Annotated in this window: 15 protein-coding genes; 9 read left to right on the top strand and 6 right to left on the bottom strand. The window is 39.2% G+C overall.

The genetic code is table 11. The features are described from left to right. Positions 1-6: 6 nt before the first annotated feature. Genes IE867_RS07165 through minC form a run of 4 tightly spaced genes read right to left on the bottom strand, consistent with a single transcriptional unit; the run spans position 7 to position 2690 of the window. Positions 7-804 (bottom strand): ABC transporter ATP-binding protein, encoded by a 798-nt coding sequence (locus tag IE867_RS07165; RefSeq protein WP_192484087.1) that lies wholly within the window; start codon positions 802-804, stop codon positions 7-9. Further along, complete coding sequence (minE, locus tag IE867_RS07160) at positions 804-1100, bottom strand: cell division topological specificity factor MinE (RefSeq protein WP_192484086.1); 297 nt, start codon at positions 1098-1100, stop codon at positions 804-806. Before minE ends, IE867_RS07165 begins: the two co-directional genes overlap by 1 nt. Position 1101: 1 nt before the next feature. Next, entirely contained in the window at positions 1102-1956 is an 855-nt protein-coding gene (minD, locus tag IE867_RS07155) for a septum site-determining protein MinD (RefSeq protein ID WP_404826256.1), read from the bottom strand. A gap of 50 nt (positions 1957-2006) precedes the next feature. After that, on the bottom strand, positions 2007-2690 hold the full coding sequence (gene minC / locus IE867_RS07150; protein ID WP_192484085.1) for a septum site-determining protein MinC: 684 nt from the start codon (positions 2688-2690) through the stop codon (positions 2007-2009). Positions 2691-2885: 195 nt separating this feature from the next. Between minC and IE867_RS07145 the strand changes: the two genes are divergently transcribed. The 4 genes from IE867_RS07145 to fic all read left to right on the top strand — a co-directional run bounded on the left by IE867_RS07145 (position 2886) and on the right by fic (position 6025). Continuing rightward, entirely contained in the window at positions 2886-3884 is a 999-nt protein-coding gene (locus tag IE867_RS07145; RefSeq protein WP_192484084.1) for a FecCD family ABC transporter permease, read from the top strand. Positions 3885-3969: 85 nt separating this feature from the next. Then, positions 3970-4389, top strand: coding sequence for a Francisella virulence factor A (fvfA, locus tag IE867_RS07140; protein WP_192484083.1), 420 nt, complete (start codon positions 3970-3972; stop codon positions 4387-4389). Positions 4390-4413: 24 nt separating this feature from the next. Beyond that, complete coding sequence (gene fmt, locus IE867_RS07135; RefSeq protein WP_192484082.1) at positions 4414-5367, top strand: methionyl-tRNA formyltransferase; 954 nt, start codon at positions 4414-4416, stop codon at positions 5365-5367. Positions 5368-5410: 43 nt separating this feature from the next. Beyond that, the gene (gene fic / locus IE867_RS07130; RefSeq protein WP_192484081.1) at positions 5411-6025 is read left to right on the top strand and encodes a protein adenylyltransferase Fic; all 615 of its coding nucleotides are present in this window, start codon (positions 5411-5413) and stop codon (positions 6023-6025) included. A 109-nt stretch (positions 6026-6134) separates the two neighbouring features. Here the strand turns inward: fic and IE867_RS07125 are convergent, their stop codons facing one another. After that, the gene (locus tag IE867_RS07125; protein ID WP_192484080.1) at positions 6135-8282 is read right to left on the bottom strand and encodes an anthranilate synthase component I; all 2148 of its coding nucleotides are present in this window, start codon (positions 8280-8282) and stop codon (positions 6135-6137) included. A gap of 253 nt (positions 8283-8535) precedes the next feature. On the opposite strand from IE867_RS07125, the gene IE867_RS07120 reads away from it, so the two are divergent. The 3 genes from IE867_RS07120 to IE867_RS07110 all read left to right on the top strand — a co-directional run bounded on the left by IE867_RS07120 (position 8536) and on the right by IE867_RS07110 (position 14460). Further along, positions 8536-8691 carry a hypothetical protein gene (locus tag IE867_RS07120; RefSeq protein ID WP_192484079.1) on the top strand — a complete coding sequence of 52 codons (156 nt, stop codon included), beginning with the start codon at positions 8536-8538 and terminating at the stop codon, positions 8689-8691. Between the two features lie 30 nt (positions 8692-8721). Further along, positions 8722-9450 (top strand): glutathione peroxidase, encoded by a 729-nt coding sequence (locus IE867_RS07115; RefSeq protein WP_192484078.1) that lies wholly within the window; start codon positions 8722-8724, stop codon positions 9448-9450. Between the two features lie 171 nt (positions 9451-9621). Continuing rightward, the gene (locus IE867_RS07110; RefSeq protein ID WP_192484077.1) at positions 9622-14460 is read left to right on the top strand and encodes an NAD-glutamate dehydrogenase; all 4839 of its coding nucleotides are present in this window, start codon (positions 9622-9624) and stop codon (positions 14458-14460) included. A 487-nt stretch (positions 14461-14947) separates the two neighbouring features. Here the strand turns inward: IE867_RS07110 and IE867_RS07105 are convergent, their stop codons facing one another. Then, complete coding sequence (locus tag IE867_RS07105; RefSeq protein ID WP_192484076.1) at positions 14948-15892, bottom strand: Rpn family recombination-promoting nuclease/putative transposase; 945 nt, start codon at positions 15890-15892, stop codon at positions 14948-14950. Between the two features lie 334 nt (positions 15893-16226). On the opposite strand from IE867_RS07105, the gene hldE reads away from it, so the two are divergent. Beyond that, positions 16227-17642: a bifunctional D-glycero-beta-D-manno-heptose-7-phosphate kinase/D-glycero-beta-D-manno-heptose 1-phosphate adenylyltransferase HldE gene (hldE, locus tag IE867_RS07100; RefSeq protein WP_192484075.1), complete on the top strand. Its 1416-nt coding sequence runs from the start codon at positions 16227-16229 to the stop codon at positions 17640-17642. Beyond that, complete coding sequence (gene mpl, locus IE867_RS07095) at positions 17643-19013, top strand: UDP-N-acetylmuramate:L-alanyl-gamma-D-glutamyl-meso-diaminopimelate ligase (RefSeq protein ID WP_192484111.1); 1371 nt, start codon at positions 17643-17645, stop codon at positions 19011-19013. The last annotated feature ends 22 nt before the right edge of the window (positions 19014-19035 follow it).

Genomic DNA, 19035 nt, shown 5'->3' with positions numbered 1-19035 from the left:
CCTCATTTATTGCAATGTGCTTAAGAAGTTAGGCGCAGGATAATCAAATGCCACCGGACCGTCTGCGCTACCGGATAGAAACTGTGAGACAAATGGATCCTTACTGTTTTTGATAAATTCAGGTGATCCTTCAAGCATCACTTGTTGATTAGCAATGATAATGACATGATCAGCAATGCTCATCACCTCATCGATATCGTGTGAGACAATCACAGATGTCATATGCAGCGCATCATTAAGCTCTTTTATCAAGGTTAAAATTACCTTTAAAGAAATAGGATCCTGACCAGTAAATGGCTCATCATAAAGCATAAGATCAGGGTCTAATGCAATGGCGCGGGCAAGGGCTACGCGTCGAGCCATGCCGCCTGATAACTCACTAGGCAGCATGTCGGCTGTGCCACGCAATCCAACAGATTGCAGCTTCATTAATACTAAGTTATGAATGAGGCGTTCACTTAGGTTACTGTTTTGACGCAAAGGGAAGGCAACATTATCAAATACTGATAATTGCGTGAAGAGGGCACCTGATTGGAACAAAACCCCCATTTTTTTACGTAAAGCCAGTAATGCTTTCTTATCTAATGAATTAAGCTTGTGATCAAGTACACGAATATCACCGCTTTTGGCTTTTATCAGGCGGCCAATTAGGTGCAAAAGGGTGGTTTTGCCAGTGCCTGAGGGACCTAATATTGCGGTGATTTTTCCCTTGGGGATGCGGCATGTTAGGTTTTTATAAATGCACTTTTCACCGCGGAAAAAGGCGACTTTATCAAAACTTACAGCAAGGTGATCGTAAGACATTAGGCGTTTAATGCTTGCTTGGCTTGGTTTGACTCTTCAGGAATGGTGACATTAAGCTCAAGAACGGATCTGTCTCCTTGGCTATCGATGTCAATTTTAATGTCATTATGCCCAATATGGACGTATTTTTTGACAACCTCAAGAATGTCATCTTGCAACTTATTGATAAAGTCTGGTTTTTTAATGCCAGAGTGAGCTTCATTTCTCTGATGTGATACGATGATCTGTAAGCGTTCTTTAGCAATGTGTGCGCTATTTTTTGCGACAGGCTTTTTAAAAAAATTAAACAATCCCATGTTACTTTCCTCCAAATAGTCGCTTTAAAAGACTAGGTTTTTCTGCGGTGATAAAGCGTAGTGGTTTATCATGACCTAAGAAGCGCTCAACAGCATCAATATAAGCTTGACCGGCTTCACTGTCTTGGTAAGCGGTTACGGGCACGCCTGAGTTGGATGCTTGTAATACCATTTTGGATTCTGGAATAACACCTAATAGAGGGGTAGATAATACATCTTTAACATCATCAAGAGACAACATTTCACCTTGTAAAACGCGTGTCGGGTCGTAGCGTGTGATCAAAAGCTTAGCATCAACAGCTTCACCATTTTCTTTGGCTTTGCGTGTTTTACTGGATAGCACACCAATAATGCGGTCTGAATCGCGAACAGAGGAAACCTCTGGATTGGTAACAACAATCGCTTTATCGGCATGGAGCATTGCCATTAATGCGCCTTTTTCAATCCCCGCAGGAGAGTCACAAATAATATAGTCAAAACTTTCTTTGAGTTCTTGCATGATGCCCTCTAAGCCAGCCTCGGTTAACGCATCTTTATCGCGCGTTTGTGAGGCAGGTAGAATATAAAGGTTCTCAGAGCGCTTATCTTTAATCAATGTTTGATTGATGTTTGCTTCTTTATTGATAAGGCTGATTAGATCATAGACAACACGGCGTTCGCAGCCCATGACAAGATCAAGATTTCTAAGACCGACATCAAAATCAATAACAACGGTTTTAAAGCCCTTCATGGCCAATGCTAATGATATCGCGGCACTTGTTGTGGTTTTGCCAACACCGCCTTTACCTGAGGTGATGACCACGGTTGTGGCGCGCGGCTTGGCATTTTTTTTGGTTTGTTTGGAATCTGTGCTCACAGTATTTAATCCTTGATTCAATTGTTATTTTCTTAAAAAAATGGGGGAGCCTAAATTTGGCTGATCATGATTGTACCGTCTTTTAGCTGTATTTGATAGCCATTATTGTCATTTCCAAGTGGCTCAACAGGCTCCTCAAAAATTTTATACTGACCTGCAATTGATACAAGATCTGCTTCTAATTTGTGACAAAAAATTCGCGCATTGGTATCACCATCTAATCCAGCAATGGCACGTCCACGTAATGTGCCATATACATGAATATTACCACTGGCTAACAGTTCAGCGCCTGAGCTGACGGATGATAAAATAATCAAATCACCATTTTGTGAGATCACTTGCTGACCTGAGCGCACGCGTGAGTTGATAATTTTGTGTTGTGACGTTGAAACCTTATTAACGGAAACTGTCGGCGCGGGGATGTTTTTACCTTCTTTGAAGATTGGAAAACCCTTTGCTTGTAAGGCATCAGTTAGTGTTTGATCGGGTAATCTAAAGCCTACGGAAAGTAATGTGTGTTTTCTTAACATTTCAGTTAAACTTTCGATAAATTCGATCGTGAGCCCGCTTGTTAAAGCGGTTAATTCAATGACCATCGGGGTGTTATTAAAGAATTGCGGCGCTTGTTTTATCTTGGTCGTGATTTGTTTTTCAATATCTTCAAGATCTGTGCTCAATATCTGTAATACGCTCAACGTAAAGAGACTTCCCTTGATTTGAAAAGCTGCCGGCATTTTGTTTCCCTTGTTATTTTGTCGCACTTTACCAATAATGGTAGCGCAAATGCATTATTGCATCGTTAAAATATATCGATTTTATAACGAATATCATGATAATTGGCAAGGCTAATTATGCCTTTAGGTGGTAAATTATGATGAAAGGGCGAAAAAGTTGCAAACACAGATAAATAAAGTGAGAAAAATAAAGAAATGAAACAGGCAAGTAGAGTTGTTGGCTTTAATATCATGTTGGGCTTATTGTTGCTCGTACTGTTTGTTATCGTGAGCTCACTGTCGTATGCTCATAATGCGCATTTAAATAGCTCATTGGCGAGTCAGTTGTTTTGGCAATATCAGTTAATTATCTGGGTTGCAGCAACGCTTGTCGGTGGTGGCTTGGGTGTAAGTGGTGCCATTTTGCAGTTGGTATTACGTAATCCCTTAGCCGATGCCAGTATTTTAGGGGTTTCCTCGGGAAGCCAATTTGTTGGGTTGATGCTGTTATTTGTCTTGCCTACTTATTTTGTGACATTGACACATTATTCGTATTTGCTTTTTTTCCTTGCGTGTGTGTTTGGCGCATTTATTGTGCTTATTGTGTTTTTATTGGTGGTTAGCTTCCAAGATCGCCTTGCTAATATCGCCATAGTGATTTTGCTTGGTGTTGGTGTTTCAGCGATTTTTAGTGCATTAACGGCGTTAATTATGAGCTTTAGTCAAGCGCAAACCTTGCAGCAAATCACCTTGTGGCAGTTTGGCGGCTTCGTCAATATAACATGGCAACAGGTAATATTATTAACTGTGATTACCTTGGTGTTTTGCAGTTTTGCCTACTATAGACATCAGGCATTTGATTTATTGAGTCTGGGTGAATCTGAAGCAATGATGATGGGACTTGATGTTAAAAAATTACTGATTCAACTGATTATATTGTTGGCATTCTTAATTGCTGCCATTGTCTCAGTTGCTGGTCCTATTGCCTTTTTAGGGCTCGTTGCACCTCATATTGCCAGAATGTGTATTGGCACGAATAAAATGAAGTATTTGCTGACAAGCAGCTTTTTGTGTGGTGCGATTTTAATGCTAATCAGCCAGTTTTTATCGCAAACTTTGCTTTATCCAATGATTATTCCTGTTGGTGTAATTACCGCTTTAATTGGTGCACCGTTTTTAATCTTCTTGGTGATTCGCGCATTGGCAGGCAAATAGCGCAGTAAGTGGTATAGCTTATCATAAGCTGACTGTGCTATGATACGCGCTAATTAAAACTTAGAGTATTGATTTATTGATTGTTATGAGTCGTTTTCAACAAAATATTATTTATGCAGGGATTTTAATTGCCGTGATTGGCTTTTTTTGGGCGATTGTCCCTAAAACAAAATACGAAGCGCATGCAGTGTATTTGCCACAAACCAAAGAAATTTACTCGCCGGTCAAGCTTCAGGATGTACAGTTTTATGCCTCAGAAGATATGAACTTAAGAAAGGCGGTGCCTGTGGTTAGCGGGCTTAATGAATCACCGATTGGTATTATCCGTGTTGATACACATTATAGCAGTAAAAAAGAAATCCAAGCAGCGTGTGAGCAAAATGTGCAAAAAGCCAAAGAAGTGGCAGCGCAGTATGGTGCCACCAAAGTCATTGGCAATTGTGTGGCTTCAGGCAATACTGGACCGTTGGATGGTGCTAATCTTTACGCTTACGCTTATCATTAATCTTATTGAGTCTTTTCAAAATATATGTCAAATAATCCTAAATCGTTACGTATCGTCTTTGCTGGTACGCCAGATATCTCAGCACATGTGCTAAGTAGCTTGCTTGAAGAAAATTACAATATTGTTGGCGTTTTCACGCAACCAGATCGAGCCAAAGGGCGCGGTAAGAAACTGGAATACTCACCAGTTAAAACTTGCGCTTTGGCGCATGAAATCCCTGTATTTCAACCATTATCATTCAAAAAAGAGCCTGAAGCAATCAAGCAACTAGCAGACTTAAATGCCGATGTGATGGTGGTTATTGCTTATGGTTTGTTATTGCCAAAGGTGGTACTGGAAACTCCTAAACAGGGATGCATTAATATTCACGTATCCCTTTTACCAAAATGGCGAGGCGCTGCCCCCATTCAGCGCGCGATTGAAGCAGGGGACAAAACAACTGGTATTACCATTATGCAGATGGATGAGGGTCTAGATACTGGTGATATCTTACATGTGCTTGAAACACCCATTTTAGCTGATGACACTAGTTTGAGCTTACATAATCGCTTGGCAGAGTTATCAGTCCCTGCTGTATGTGCTGTGCTTAAAGAGATGGCAGAGCATAGATTAAACCCGCAAGTGCAGCCTGAGGGTGCAACCTATGCCCATAAACTGACTAAAGAAGAAGGATTGATTAACTTTAATAATCCTTGTCACGTAATTGATTGCAAAGTTCGCGCCTTTAGTCCTTGGCCAAGTGCTTATATGATGATTGATAACGAAGCAGTCAAGTTTGCTGATATTGATATTATGCATCAGATGTCAAATTCGGCGATGGGTTCTATTATCGGCGTAGATAAAAAGGGTCTTAAAATTCAGGCGCAAGACGGTATTGTTAATATTGGTTCGTTACAATTCCCAGGCAAAAAAATGTTACCTGTAGCAAGTATTCTTAATGGTAAAGATTTAAGTTATTTTATAGGAAAATCAGTTTAAGCTGGACGCTCGACTAACGTGGCTAATTTGGAGAATCTCAAAAATGATTTTGTCAAATAAGGCAAATAAATTGAATATCACCAATCAACTAGAACTGGCTAAAGTAGAAGAAAAAATAAGTAAGCAGAAGGCCAAACAGTTATTTATCAGTGGTGATATTGATCAAGTTGAAGTTGGCAAGTTCGCGGGATTATCATATATCCATGCTTATCTTTTTGCAGAAATCTATGATTTTGCTGGAAAAATTCGTGAGGTGAATATTGCCAAGGGCAATTTTCGTTTTGCACCTTTGATGTATCTTGAGCAATCATTAAAATATATCGATGCCATGCCACAAACCAATTTTGATGAGATTATCGAAAAATATGTTGAGATGAATATCGCACATCCATTTAGAGAGGGTAACGGGCGTGTAACACGCATTTGGCTGGATTTAATCCTAAAAAAAGAAGTTCAGTATGTGATTGATTGGAATCAAGCAGATAAAGACGAGTATTTATCGGCAATGGAGCGCAGTGTGGTTAAGGACATTGAAATCAAAGTTTTACTCAAACAAGCATTAACCACGCAAATAAACGATAGGGCGCTCTTTATGAAAGGCATAGATATTAGCTATTACTATGAAGGTTATAGTGAGTTTAAGACTGAGGATTTGTAATGTGGTGATGTATAAATAACCTCTTCTCTTGTGGGAGAGGTCGTACAACTTAAGCTGTACGGGTGAGGGAGCTAAAACTTAACTTATTCTCGATGAGCTGCAATACTTCTCATCTACCGATCAATGAATTTAAAACATTCTGAATAATCTTAATCCCACCATTATCCTTTAAGGTTAATATTGATTCAGGATGAAACTGCACGGCAATAGCAGGGTGAGTTTTATGTTGTATTGCCATAATATGTTGATGCTCATTTGTAGCAATGATGCTCAAGCAATCCGGTGTGGTCGTTGGATCAGCAATGATTGAGTGATAAGCAGCGACCTCAGCGTGTTGTGGTACATCTTTAAAAACATCACTTTGATGCATCAGTTTCCAAGTTTTGCCATGATGTGGATTATCAAGATAGGTAAGTTCGCCGCCAAAGGCTTGAAACATGCCTTGAAGGCCTAGGCACACGCCAAATTGTGGGATGCCTGCTTTGGTGATGGCTCTAATCATTTGCGGCAGCTTAAAATCATCTGGTGTGCCAGGGCCTGGTGAGTAAATCACTAAATCAGGTTTTTGTTTGATGATTTCATCAGTAGTAATAGTGCCCGTGCGATAGGTGGTAAGCTTAACACCCAGTTTACGAAAATAGCTTGCCAAGGTATGCACAAAAGAGTCTTCGTGATCAATCATAATCGCTTTGATTTGATCAAAGCGCTGTGCTTGCCATGTGTCTTGACTTGCTTTGGGATTAAACTGCCCTAAAGCCTTATAAAAAGTCGTGGCTTTGGTGATTGTCTCTTGTGCTTCTTCCTGTGGGTTTGAATCCCATACTAAAGTAGCGCCTGATTGATAATGTGCCATATTATCTTTTAAGTGTACGGTGCGAATAGTGATGGTTGAGTTAATATCACCATTAAACCCCAAACAGCCAATTGCACCTCCATACCAATTGCGCGGTTGCTTTTCATTGTGTTCAATTAGGCTTACCGCACGCTTTTTAGGCGCACCAGTCAAGGTGACTGCCCACATGTGACTTAAGAAAGCATCAAGACCATTATAACCATCGCATAAGACGCCTTTTACATGATCAACAGTGTGGAAAAGTCCGACATAACGCTCAATCGTGCGTCTTGAGATCAGATCAATACTATCAGGCTCACAAATACGCGCTTTGTCATTGCGATCAACATCGGTACACATCGTCAACTCGACTTCATCTTTGTAAGAATTCAGGAGTTCACGAATTTTAAGCTCGTCTTCCATTGCGTTATTACCACGACGAATGGTGCCAGAAATTGGGCAAGATTCAACATCTTTGCCTTCACAGCGCACAAACATCTCAGGAGAGGTGCCGATGATTTGCTCGTCGCCTAATTGACAGAAAAACTCATAAGGGCTTGGATTCATTTGTTTTAAACGCGTATATAATTGCTCAGGAGAGCCTGACACACGTGCTTTAAATAGGCGGCTATAGACGACTTCAAAGATATTGCCTTTTTTCATTTCTTCTTTGGCGCTTTCAACAAGTTGGGCATATTCTTCATCAGAGATTGAGGTCTCAATTGTTGATTGTGCGCTGAAGTCTGTTTGATCAGTGGTCAGTAGCTTAAAAGCATCAGTTGAGCTGTTTTTTGTGCTCAATTGATGCTGGCTAAACTCTAAGGTTAACTCAAAAGCTTGATCCTTTTGTTTATCAATAGCATAAACGTGATCAGCAAAAAACAAGTGATAAATCTTACTGTCCTGAGCACGTGTTTGCGTTAGAGGCATCGCTTCAAACGCGAAAATAAGGTCATAAGCAAATGCGCCAAAAAGCCCAAGCATATTATCTTTTAATGGTGCAAATTCTTGATTAATAATACGTAACACGGAAGCTACAGAAGGTTGTAAGCTGCGGTTTTCTTCGCTGAATGTTTCGTTGGATAGATGGATTGATAATGTCAAGGTAAGTTCATTGTGCTTTTCCAAGCTGACATGGGCGTTGCCCGCAAAAATTGGCTTTAAAAGCTGTAACAAGATAACACCACGTGGGTTAAGCGCGTTAAAAACAACATGATCGCTATAAGCAATAATCTCAACAGGTGGATTATAAAACCCAAGCTCCCAGCGATTATAACGCCCTGGATATTCAATCCCTGAAGAAAGCATCATGCCTTTGTATTGATGCAAGGCTTCAGTAATATGACTCAAGGTTGTATATTGGCACGGTGTTTTTTGATATTGTACGTCAATGCCATGCTTGCTGGTAAAGTTTTGGGTATTCATAGTTATCCTTTTAAGATTAAACATGTTTTAACTTTGTATTTTTGTAACGATACATGAGTATATTGGTGCTGTCGATAGTTTATTGTGTGTTTTTTATTGATATTGTTGATGATCATTGTTTTAGTAACTTTAGTTTAGTAAAGTGTTGGTTGATAAATAAAACTGATCAATAATTAAATTATAATATATTTATCACATGCTTGAACGTTTGTTATAGTGTTGACATCACAAAAGAGCACTAGGGAAGATAAGTATGAAAAAGAGCATAAGCATCGCAATCAGTGTTATGTTGTTAGGTAGTAATCTTGCGTTAGCAGGTACAGATTTTTATGCAACATCTACAATGGCAAAACAAGTGCATAAGACACAAATACATAGTCTAAATGCATCAATTAACATTAACCAATAACGAAAAAATCAATAAAACAGGAGTCAATAAATGTTCCCAAATTTAGAAAATCAACAAGTACCCAATGTTACGTTTAAAACCATGCAAAATGGTCAGTGGCAGGATGTGACAAGCGATGATATTTTTAAAGGTAAAAATGTTATTGTGTTCTCATTACCAGGTGCTTTCACTCCAACGTGCTCATCAGCACATGTACCGCGTTTTGATGAGCTGTTTCCAGTATTTAAAGAGCATGGTATTGATCGCATTGTTTGTATGTCAGTCAATGATACCTTTGTGATGAATGCATGGAAAAAAGAACAAAAGGCCGAGAATATCGAGTTTATCCCTGATGGCAATGGTGAATTTACCGAGAAAATGGGACTGTTGGTTGATAAAGAGGCTTTAGGTTTTGGTAAGCGCTCATGGCGTTATTCAATGCTTGTAAAAGATGGCGTGATTGCCAAGATGTTTATTGAGCCAAATAAGGCAGGTGACCCGTTTGAAGTCTCTGATGCGGATACGATGCTTAAGTTTGTTGCACCTAATGCGCAATTGCCGAAAGAAGTAACCATTTTTACTAAGCTAGGGTGTCCACATTGTAAACGTGCCAAAAAGCTACTTAATGATCATAATCAAGGCTATGAAGAAGTCGTGTTGGGGCATGGCGCTTCAATGCGCACCGTCAAGGCGTTAACTAATCGCCAAACTGTACCGCAAATTTATATTGATGGTCAGCATATCGGTGGTGCCGATGATTTGGAGAAATATTATAGTTAACCTGTATTGAGCGTGTCATTACCCTGAGTTTTCCCTAACAGTCAAGTAAATTTAAAATATACAACAGATAGGTAAAAAAACTCTATTTTAGGCAGAACTTACTGTTGAGGGACAGGCAAAACTGGCTTATCATGCATGCGTATTTTGTCAAAACAAAACAGTAGGTTAAAAATGCACTACAACGAGAGAACGCAAGCGGTTATTCAGAAGTTAACAAGCATGTTCAATGAGAAATTTTCAACGCAGGATGCCTCAGTACTCGAATCCCTATTAAAAGCTTATATACGCGTGATATCAGAAGATGAGCTTCATCAGCGTGAGCTATTAGATTTATATGGTTCGATTATTTCTTTTTGGAAATTTATCTACAAAAATCCCGAAGGAAAGGCACTGATTCGTGCATATAACCCAGTATATGAGCAAAATGGCTGGGTGTCACGTCATACGGTTATCGAGCTAAGTTGTCAGGATTCTCCATTTATCGTAGATACGTTAATGATGTTGATGTCATCCATGGGCCTTGGTATTCATTTTATGATGAATATTGGTGGTATTGACTTAAAGCGTGATGCCAAAGGCGATTTGGTCGCATTGACGGATAATGTGGCAGATGATAAGAGTGTGGTCAATAAGGATAAAACCTGTTTGGTCATCATGGAAGTGGATCGTCAAACAGACGATAAAGTTACACTTAAGGCGATTGAGCAAAAAATTGCTGAAAACTATGAAAAACTTCAAGCAATTGTTCGCGATTTCGAGCCAATGAAGGCAGAGTTGCAAACGATGATCAAAGAGGTGCATCAACCTAAAGATAAAGTCGCGCAAAACTACTATGAAGAAGCAATCGACTTTTTAGAGTTCTTAAAGAAAGATCATTTTATCTTTTTGGGCTATTGTGCATTTAATGCAAAAACGGTAAAAGGTGAAAAGGTATTTGTTGCTGAGAAACCTTCGGCACTGGGTTTGTTTTCAGTCAATGATGATTATATTACCGCATTAAATGATATCTATGAGAAGAATCTAAATATCAATAAGAATGTTGATGCTATTTTAACGGTTGCTAAATCTGATGAGGTTTCTCCGATTCATCGCCCTGCGTATATGGACATTATTTCAGTGGCAATTTATAACAAAAAAGGTGAAATCACCGGTTATAAACGCTTACTTGGTCTGTATACATCAACGGCATATCATTCATCACCGCAACATATTCCCTTTTTGCGTTTGCGTAAAGAAATGGTGTTAAAGCAATCGGGCTTTAGGCAGTTTGGTCATGCTTATAAGGCGTTAAGTAATATTATCGATACCTATCCGCGTGATGAGTTGTTTTTAAGCTCAGATGAAGAGTTGTTTAACACGGCTCTTGGTATTTATCATATTCGCGAACGTCAAGTCATGAAGTTGTTTGTACGCAAGGATCAGTTTAGCCGTTATTATTTCTGTATGTTATACATGCCAAGAGATCGTTATAACTCAGAGGTCAGAGAACGTGTTGAGCGTATTTTGTTAAAAACATTAAATGGTCAACGCACGACTTTTAAAACAAACTTCTTAGAAAGTGTATTGTGCCGAATTGACTTTACGGTTTATCTTGATGGTAACGAGCCAGTAGAGCAGGTTGATTTAGAATTACTGGAAGATAAAATCAAGAGTGTTGAGCGCCAATGGAGCGATTACCTATTTGATGATTTAATTGAAGAGTTTGGCGAAAACAAAGGGCGATCTTATGCCCAAGAATATGCACAAGCCTTTTCTTCAGCTTATAAGGATGATTATATTCCACGTAAAGCAGTGTCTGATATTGTGCATTTTGAACAGGCACGCAAAAATCGCTTATCGATGAGTTTGTATCAAGTGCTTGAAGAATCTGGTGACCGTTTGCACTTTAAATTATTTTTAAAAGATCAGGCAGTACAATTAAGTCAGGTCATGCCGATTTTAGAAAACTTTGGTTTATCCGTAGCTGAAGAGCGTCCTTATAAGATTAAGCCTAAATCTGGTGGCTTTGTTTGGTTATCGGATTTTGCCTTATTGACCAGTAAGCCCGTTGAAATTGCTGAAGTAACTGATAAATTAAAAGAAGCTTTTGCGGTTACTTGGTCAGGTGTTGCTGAGAATGATCGATTTAATTCACTTATTGTTTATGCGGGTCTTGATTGGCGTGAAGTGGCGATTGTGCGCGCTTATACGCGTTATCTGATACAGATTGGTGTGCGTTTGAGCCAGCAGTATATTGAAGATACTTATATCGAGTATGCCCAGATCGTTCGCTTGATGGTGTCGTTATTTGATGCACGCTTTAACCCTGTTTATGAACAAAAAAAGCGTGATGCTATAGCAAAAGATGTTCGCGAGATATTGGCTGCAAAACTCATTAATGTTGCAAGCCTTGATCAAGATAAGCTATTACGTCGTTTACAAGAGGCGATTGAAGCAACACAAAGAACGAACTTTTATCAAAAAGATGCGAATAATCAGCATAAGGAATATATCTCATTTAAGTTGATTCCATCAAAAATCTCCGAAATGCCAAAACCTGTGCCAATGTTTGAGATCTTCATGTATTCGCCACGTGTGGAAGGGGTTCACTTGCGTGGTGCTAAAGTCGCGCGTGGTGGTCTAAGATGGTCAGACAGGAAAGAAGATTACCGTACCGAAGTATTAGGATTAGTTAAAGCACAGCAAGTTAAAAATGCGGTTATTGTGCCATTGGGTGCAAAAGGTGGCTTTTTACCAAAAAGATTGCCCATTCTAGAAGGGCGTGAAGCGGTGATGGAAGAAGCGATTAGCTGCTATCGCATGTTTATTGGCTCATTGTTAGATATTACCGATAACATTAAAAATAATGAAATCATTAAACCGCAAAATGTCGTTTGCTATGATGAAGATGATCCGTATTTAGTGGTTGCGGCAGATAAAGGTACGGCCACCTTCTCTGATATCGCTAATAGTGTGGCGATGGAGTATGATTTTTGGTTAGGAGATGCCTTTGCTTCAGGTGGTTCTAATGGTTATGATCACAAGAAGATGGGTATTACCGCTCGCGGTGCTTGGGAATCAGTGAAACGTCACTTCAGAGAAAGAGGTAAAGATACCCAAACTGAAGACTTTACGGTCGTAGGTATAGGAGATATGGCGGGTGATGTATTTGGTAATGGTATGCTACTATCCAAACATATTCGCTTAGTGGGTGCATTTAACCATATGCATATCTTTATTGATCCAAACCCAGATGCCGCTTCAAGCTATAAAGAAAGAAAACGCATGTTTGATTTACCGCGTTCAAGCTGGGAAGATTACAATCAAAAGCTTATCTCACAAGGTGGCGGTATATTTAGCCGTCACTCTAAGAGCATTCAATTAAGTCCTGAAATGAAGGCACTGTTGAAGACTAATGCGAATGAATTGGAACCAAACAAATTAATTCAGTTATTATTGAAAGCAGATTATGAATTACTGTGGAATGGTGGCATTGGCACTTATGTCAAAGCGCATACTGAAAGTAATGAAGCCGTTGGTGATCGTGCCAATGATCCAGTGCGCATTAATGGGCGTGATTTAAACTGCTTGGTTGTTGGTGAAGGTGGTAACTTAGGTTGCACGCAGTTAGGGCGTATTGAATATGCCTTAAAAGGTGGCTCAATCAATACTGATGCGATTGATAATGCCGCGGGTGTTGACTGTTCAGATCATGAGGTAAACATCAAAATTCTACTGAATATGGCGATTGAAAATGGTGAGTTATCCGAAAGTAGCCGCAATAAATTATTGGCTGAGATGTCGGATGATGTCGCGCATTTGGTGTTACAAAATAACTATGGTCAAAACCGCACGATTGCTAATGAGTTGCAGTCACAAGAGCGCTATTTTGTCGAATCATATGCACGTTTGATGCGTGAGCTTGAGCGTAAGATGCAGCTTGATCGTGAAGTTGAGTATTTACCAACCGATAAGATGCTACAATCACGTGCGTTATCGGGCAAAAGCCTAACAGCACCAGAGTTTTCTGTGATTATGGCGTATACCAAAACGATGATTAAACAGCAGATCTTGAAATCTGACTTACCAGATGATCCTCACTTTAACTTTTTCTTATTGTGGGAGTTTCCAACAGTGTTACGTGAGAAATACGCGGATTTAATGCAAGGGCACAAACTAAAGCGTGAGATTATCGCCACACAGATCACTAACGCGGTTACGTTGCATATGGGCGTTACTTTTATTCAGCGTCTATACGATGAAACAGGGGCGTCAGTTGCTGATATTATCAAAGCGTTTATTGCTGTGGTTGAGATTTTCTCTTTGGATAAGCTATGGCAAAAGGCGGAGAAATTAAGCGGGCAAGTAAGCGCTGAAAGCATTCAGAAATGTTTACAGATCTTATTCAGATTCGTGCGTCGTAATTGTCGCTGGATTTTACGTAATGAACCTAAAGGTTTTCCAATTGCTGAGGTGATTGCTAAGTATCGACATACAGCGCCTAGTGCATTAAAGGTATTTCCAAGACTTTTAATTCCATCAGAGAAGCAAAAAATTGAAGATAAAGCGACAGCTTTAATTAATGCTGGTGTGCCAAAAACAATTGTTGATCAGGTGTTATCATTTAAGATGGCAACATCTGTGATGGACTTAGCACATAGTATTGAGGTCTCCAAAGAAAGTAAATCATTTGAAAAGATTGCTATACTGCTTAATCAAAAGCTATGGTTGTCTTGGTTTAGAAGTTGCATTAATCACTTAGGTGGTAAGCAGTCATACTGGGGTACGTTATCAACATCGGCCTTACGTGACGATCTTGATAAATTGCAATACCGCTTGGTCAGACGTGTCATTGAATTTACCAAAGATATCGATGACGTCAATGACAAAGTCGAGTATTGGTTGAGTACCAACAGCAGTTATTTAGCGCGCTGGAATGGACTTATTGAAGATATGCGTACAGATGAACCAAACTTTGAATCAGTCAATATCGCCTTTAGAAGCTTAAGCGATTTGGCGCGCTCTCATTAACCTTTATGAGGGCATGGTGTCATAGAGTGAAGTTTGTCAATATTTCATAGGATGATCGATCTAAAAGCCTTTACATATAAAGGTTCTAGCATCGTTAACTAACTTTATCTCGAACTGATTAATTTTAGTCGCTATTCTCTGGAAAAAATGGTTAAAAAAACAATGTGATTTTATATTAAAGCAAGGTATCTATTGGCTTTAGCTAGATATTCTAAACAGTCTACAAATTCATCATATGATAAAGTATAACTTGTTAAGTAAACAAGGAATTTACGCTTTTCAATCTATGACACTACATCCCCCTGATTTATTTCGTGTCTTAATTTTCTTTTTATTTGCTAAACATAATAACCTGACTAACGTACAAAGCTATATTATATAAGTTTGATTGAAAATATATTACCTAGAATTATGTGCAGTACTGTTTAAATAAGCAGAACAGTGATTTCCTGTTTTGCGACCACGATTGTGGTTAAAAAATGGTAATTTAGTGTTGAGTCTTACTGTCTATTTCATTTCTTAATTTCAATATAGTATCAAGCTCAAGCCCTGTGCACTCGGTAACTAACCTTGCATCTAAGCCTTTATTAAGCATAGTACGCGCTGTATCTTTTTTGCCTTTTAATTCACCTCGTTCTACGAGTTGTTGTGCTGCTGTCATGACAAAAATTTCCTCTTCATTTAAGGTCTCTTTATACTCTTTAATCATCGTGTCTGCAGATGTTTCCCATGATCGCAATGCATACATCCACCAGTCACGTCTTAATTCGATTCTAGTGCATTTTTGCAATCCATGCATTAAGTTTTTGATGACACTATCATCAACCTGTTCATCAAAGGTATGCTTTAAAGCAATTTCAAGCCCAGAGATCTCACCATGCTCCAACAGCTCTTCATCAGCTGATTGCCGATAATCGATCAAAACCGGCTTTAGAAAATACTTTTGCGCTAATTCCTGATGCTCAAAGTTTTCAATAATATCAGTTGTGTAAGGGTATGGTGAAGGCTTACCATGATATGCAAGAAAACTTACAACTAAAGGGTATTTGTCTGGTTTTTCAGTTTCAACAAAATCTTTAAGCGCTGATATATCATATAATGCATTACGCAAAGGATAATGTTTATCTGGTGTGCTTTGATGCTCACTATGGGCAATTAACAATACTTCGGCATCGTCATATGTTTCGCAACTATACACGATATCGCCGATTTCTTCCTTTAACTGCTCAAATAGCTTTGCATCTTTATCAGGATCAATATTGTATTGCAGTATGATAAGGTTGCGAATAAACGCGCCACTCATTTGTCTTAATTTCAGAGTTGAGAAATTAAGCTTCTTTTTAATGTCCTCGGGCAAATAAATTTCACATGCCACTTTAAACATATTTGGATCTGAGAAAGCTTTACGAAATTGTAGGTCATGAGCACCCATAAGGCTTGCCTTAATGATTATGTAATCGATCAATTATAATGAATATAATACTATCACGGATAAGGAGTGTAATCATAAAAAATAGATAAGGTTATAGGCGCTAATCAATCTTAGGATATAAGATTGATTATTATATTTTGTTAAACATGCTGCGTATGTAGAAGTTTAGACCCGACCGGACAGTCGCCTATTTTTTAAACGCGATTTTTGTCAGATATGATTGAGCATTTCAACCTTTTATTTATCTTACAAATACCACTAACGACAAACTGTAATTTTATTAAGCTTTAGTGTAGTATTGTGCCTATTCTTATCAGGGTTAATAAGACAAATAATGCAAAGTAATTTACAAAAAGCACGCGTTTTAGTTGTGGGTGATGTGATGTTAGATCGTTATTACTACGGTTCAACCGAGCGCATTTCACCTGAAGCACCGGTTCCTGTGGTACATGTTAAAAATATCCAAGATCGCGCAGGAGGGGCAGGTAACGTCGCTTTAAATATTACATCCCTCGCAGGAGAGGCAGGAATATGTGCGATGGTTGGGCAGGATGAACCAGCACATATTTTAAAAAACTTTTTAGCGGATCAATCAATTCATAGTCATTTGATTGAAACACATTTGCCAACGATTACGAAGTTGCGCGTTCTATCGCAAAAACAGCAACTTTTGCGCCTTGATTTTGAAGAAGGTTTTGCGCAAGTTGATGAAGGTGTGCTTTTTAACAATGTTGAGGCAGTGCTTCAACGCTATAATGTGATGGTATTATCCGATTATGGTAAGGGGACATTGCACGATGTGCAAAAACTCATAAAGCTTGCGAATAAGCAAAAGGTTGCAACATTAGTTGATCCTAAAGGGAATGACTTTAGTATTTATCAAGGTGCGACTTTAATAACACCTAACCGCAAGGAATTTGAAGCAGTTGTTGGCAAGTGTCACACTGAAGATGAGTTAATTGCGAAAGCACATCAGTTAATAGCAAACTGCCATTTAGGTGGACTGTTAATTACTCGTAGTGAAGAAGGGATGACTTTGATATTAAAAAGTGGTGAGGTAACCACGATTCCTACTGTTGCCAAAGAAGTTTTTGATGTGACAGGTGCAGGTGACACCGTCATTGCCGTGATGGCAATGGCAGTTTCATGTGGTTATGATTATATCTCAGCGATGCGTCTGGCGAATGCTGCTGCAGGCGTTGTCGTTGGTAAGGTCGGCACGGCAACACTAAATGCCCAAGAATTGCATGATTCACTCCATGCACAGGCTATAGTGCACAAAGGGATTTTAAGTCAAACTGAGCTTAAAAAAGCAATGAGCGAAGTCCATCTTCAAGGTGAAAAAGTTGTTATGACCAATGGCTGCTTTGACATTTTGCATGCCGGACACGTTGAATACCTGCAAAAAGCGCGCGCTTTGGGTGATCGCTTGATTGTCGCTGTCAATACCGATGAGTCGGTTAAGCGCTTAAAGGGTGAATCTCGACCATATGTTAATTTGCAATCGCGCATGGAAGTGCTTGCGGCATTAGGCTGTGTTGATTGGGTGGTAGCCTTTGATGAAGATACCCCTAAGCGGATTATCAGTGAGCTGTTACCGGATATTCTGGTTAAAGGTGCTGATTATGAAATCGCGCAAATTGCGGGTGCCAAAGAGGTGTTAGCCGCAGGTGGCGAGGTTAAGACCATCACCTTAAAGCCAAGTCACTCAAGTACGTCAATTATTGAGAAAATAAAAAGTCAAAAATAGATCATGAAACACATTCATATATTAGGTATTTGTGGCACTTTTATGGGTGCTTTAGCGTTATTAGCGCGTGAAAAAGGTTATAAAGTCACAGGCAGTGATCAAAATGTTTACCCACCTATGAGCAGCTACCTCGAATCTCAAGGCATTAAGCTGATATCCGGTTATGAATATGATATTGAATCACTTAAACCGGATCAGGTGATTGTTGGCAATACAATGCGCCGTGGCATGACGATTGTTGAGTATTTGTTAAATAGTGAGCTTGAGTATTTTTCGGGTCCTAAGTGGCTTTATCAAGAAATTCTCAAAGATAAAAAGGTTATTGCGATTGCCGGAACACATGGCAAAACAACCACTACCTCAATGGTGATTAAACTGATGGATGATGCAGGATTAAATCCAAGCTTTCTGGTTGGTGGGATTACTCAGGACTTTGGCGTGTCATCACGTTTAACAAACTCAGAGTACTTTGTGATTGAAGCCGATGAATATGATACGGCATTTTTTGATAAGCGCTCGAAGTTTATGCATTACCATCCAGATATATTGGTGATTAATAACCTTGAGTTTGATCATGCCGATATTTTTAGCTCGATGGAGGATATTTATCGCCAATTTCATCACCTAATGCGCCTGCTACCTGGTAAAGCAATGGTAATTTATCCTAAGCCGGATAAACATATTGATAAGCTACTAACGATGGGGTGTTGGTCTGAACGTTGTCCACTTCAAGGTGATGAGCAGGCGCTTGATATCAAGCCTATAATTGAAGACTATAGTCAGTTTGAGATCATAGATCACAATAAAACACTTAAGATTAACTGGGCACTATTAGGTGAGCATAATGCCAAAAACGCGCTATCAGCGTATGCGGTTTTAAAAACACTTGGTGTTTCATTGGATAAAGTAACAGAGAGCTTTAAAGCTTTTAAAGGGGTCAAGCGCCGCCTTGAATGCATTGCACAAAATAATTACTATGCCATTTATGATGATTTTGCTCATCACCCAACGGCGGTAGCGCAAACACTCAAAGCGATTAAAGCACGTGCGACAGATAAGGAAAGAGTTGTCGCAATTTTAGAACCACGCTCAAACACGATGAAAATGGGCGCGCAAGAATCAGCATTAATTAATGCACTTAATATCGCTGATGAGATCTGGTTTTATCAAAACAGTGTGATGCAATGGCAAGCCGCATCGTATGCTAAAGACAACTTTCTGGTATTTGATCAGGTTGCCGATATTGTTGAGCATTTTAAACAATCAAAGCTAGGGTGTTTTACTCATTATGTCATTATGAGCAATGGTGCTTTTGATGGGTTGCATCAAGAGTTAGGTGCACTTGCGAGGAGAGATCGAGTCAAATCATGAATTTAATGTGGTGTCCTTGGGC

The organism is Cysteiniphilum marinum, from assembly GCF_014857925.1.
Taxonomy (GTDB): Bacteria; Pseudomonadota; Gammaproteobacteria; order Francisellales; family Francisellaceae; genus Caedibacter; species Caedibacter marinus.
This window is presented reverse-complemented; position numbering and strand designations above follow the sequence as displayed.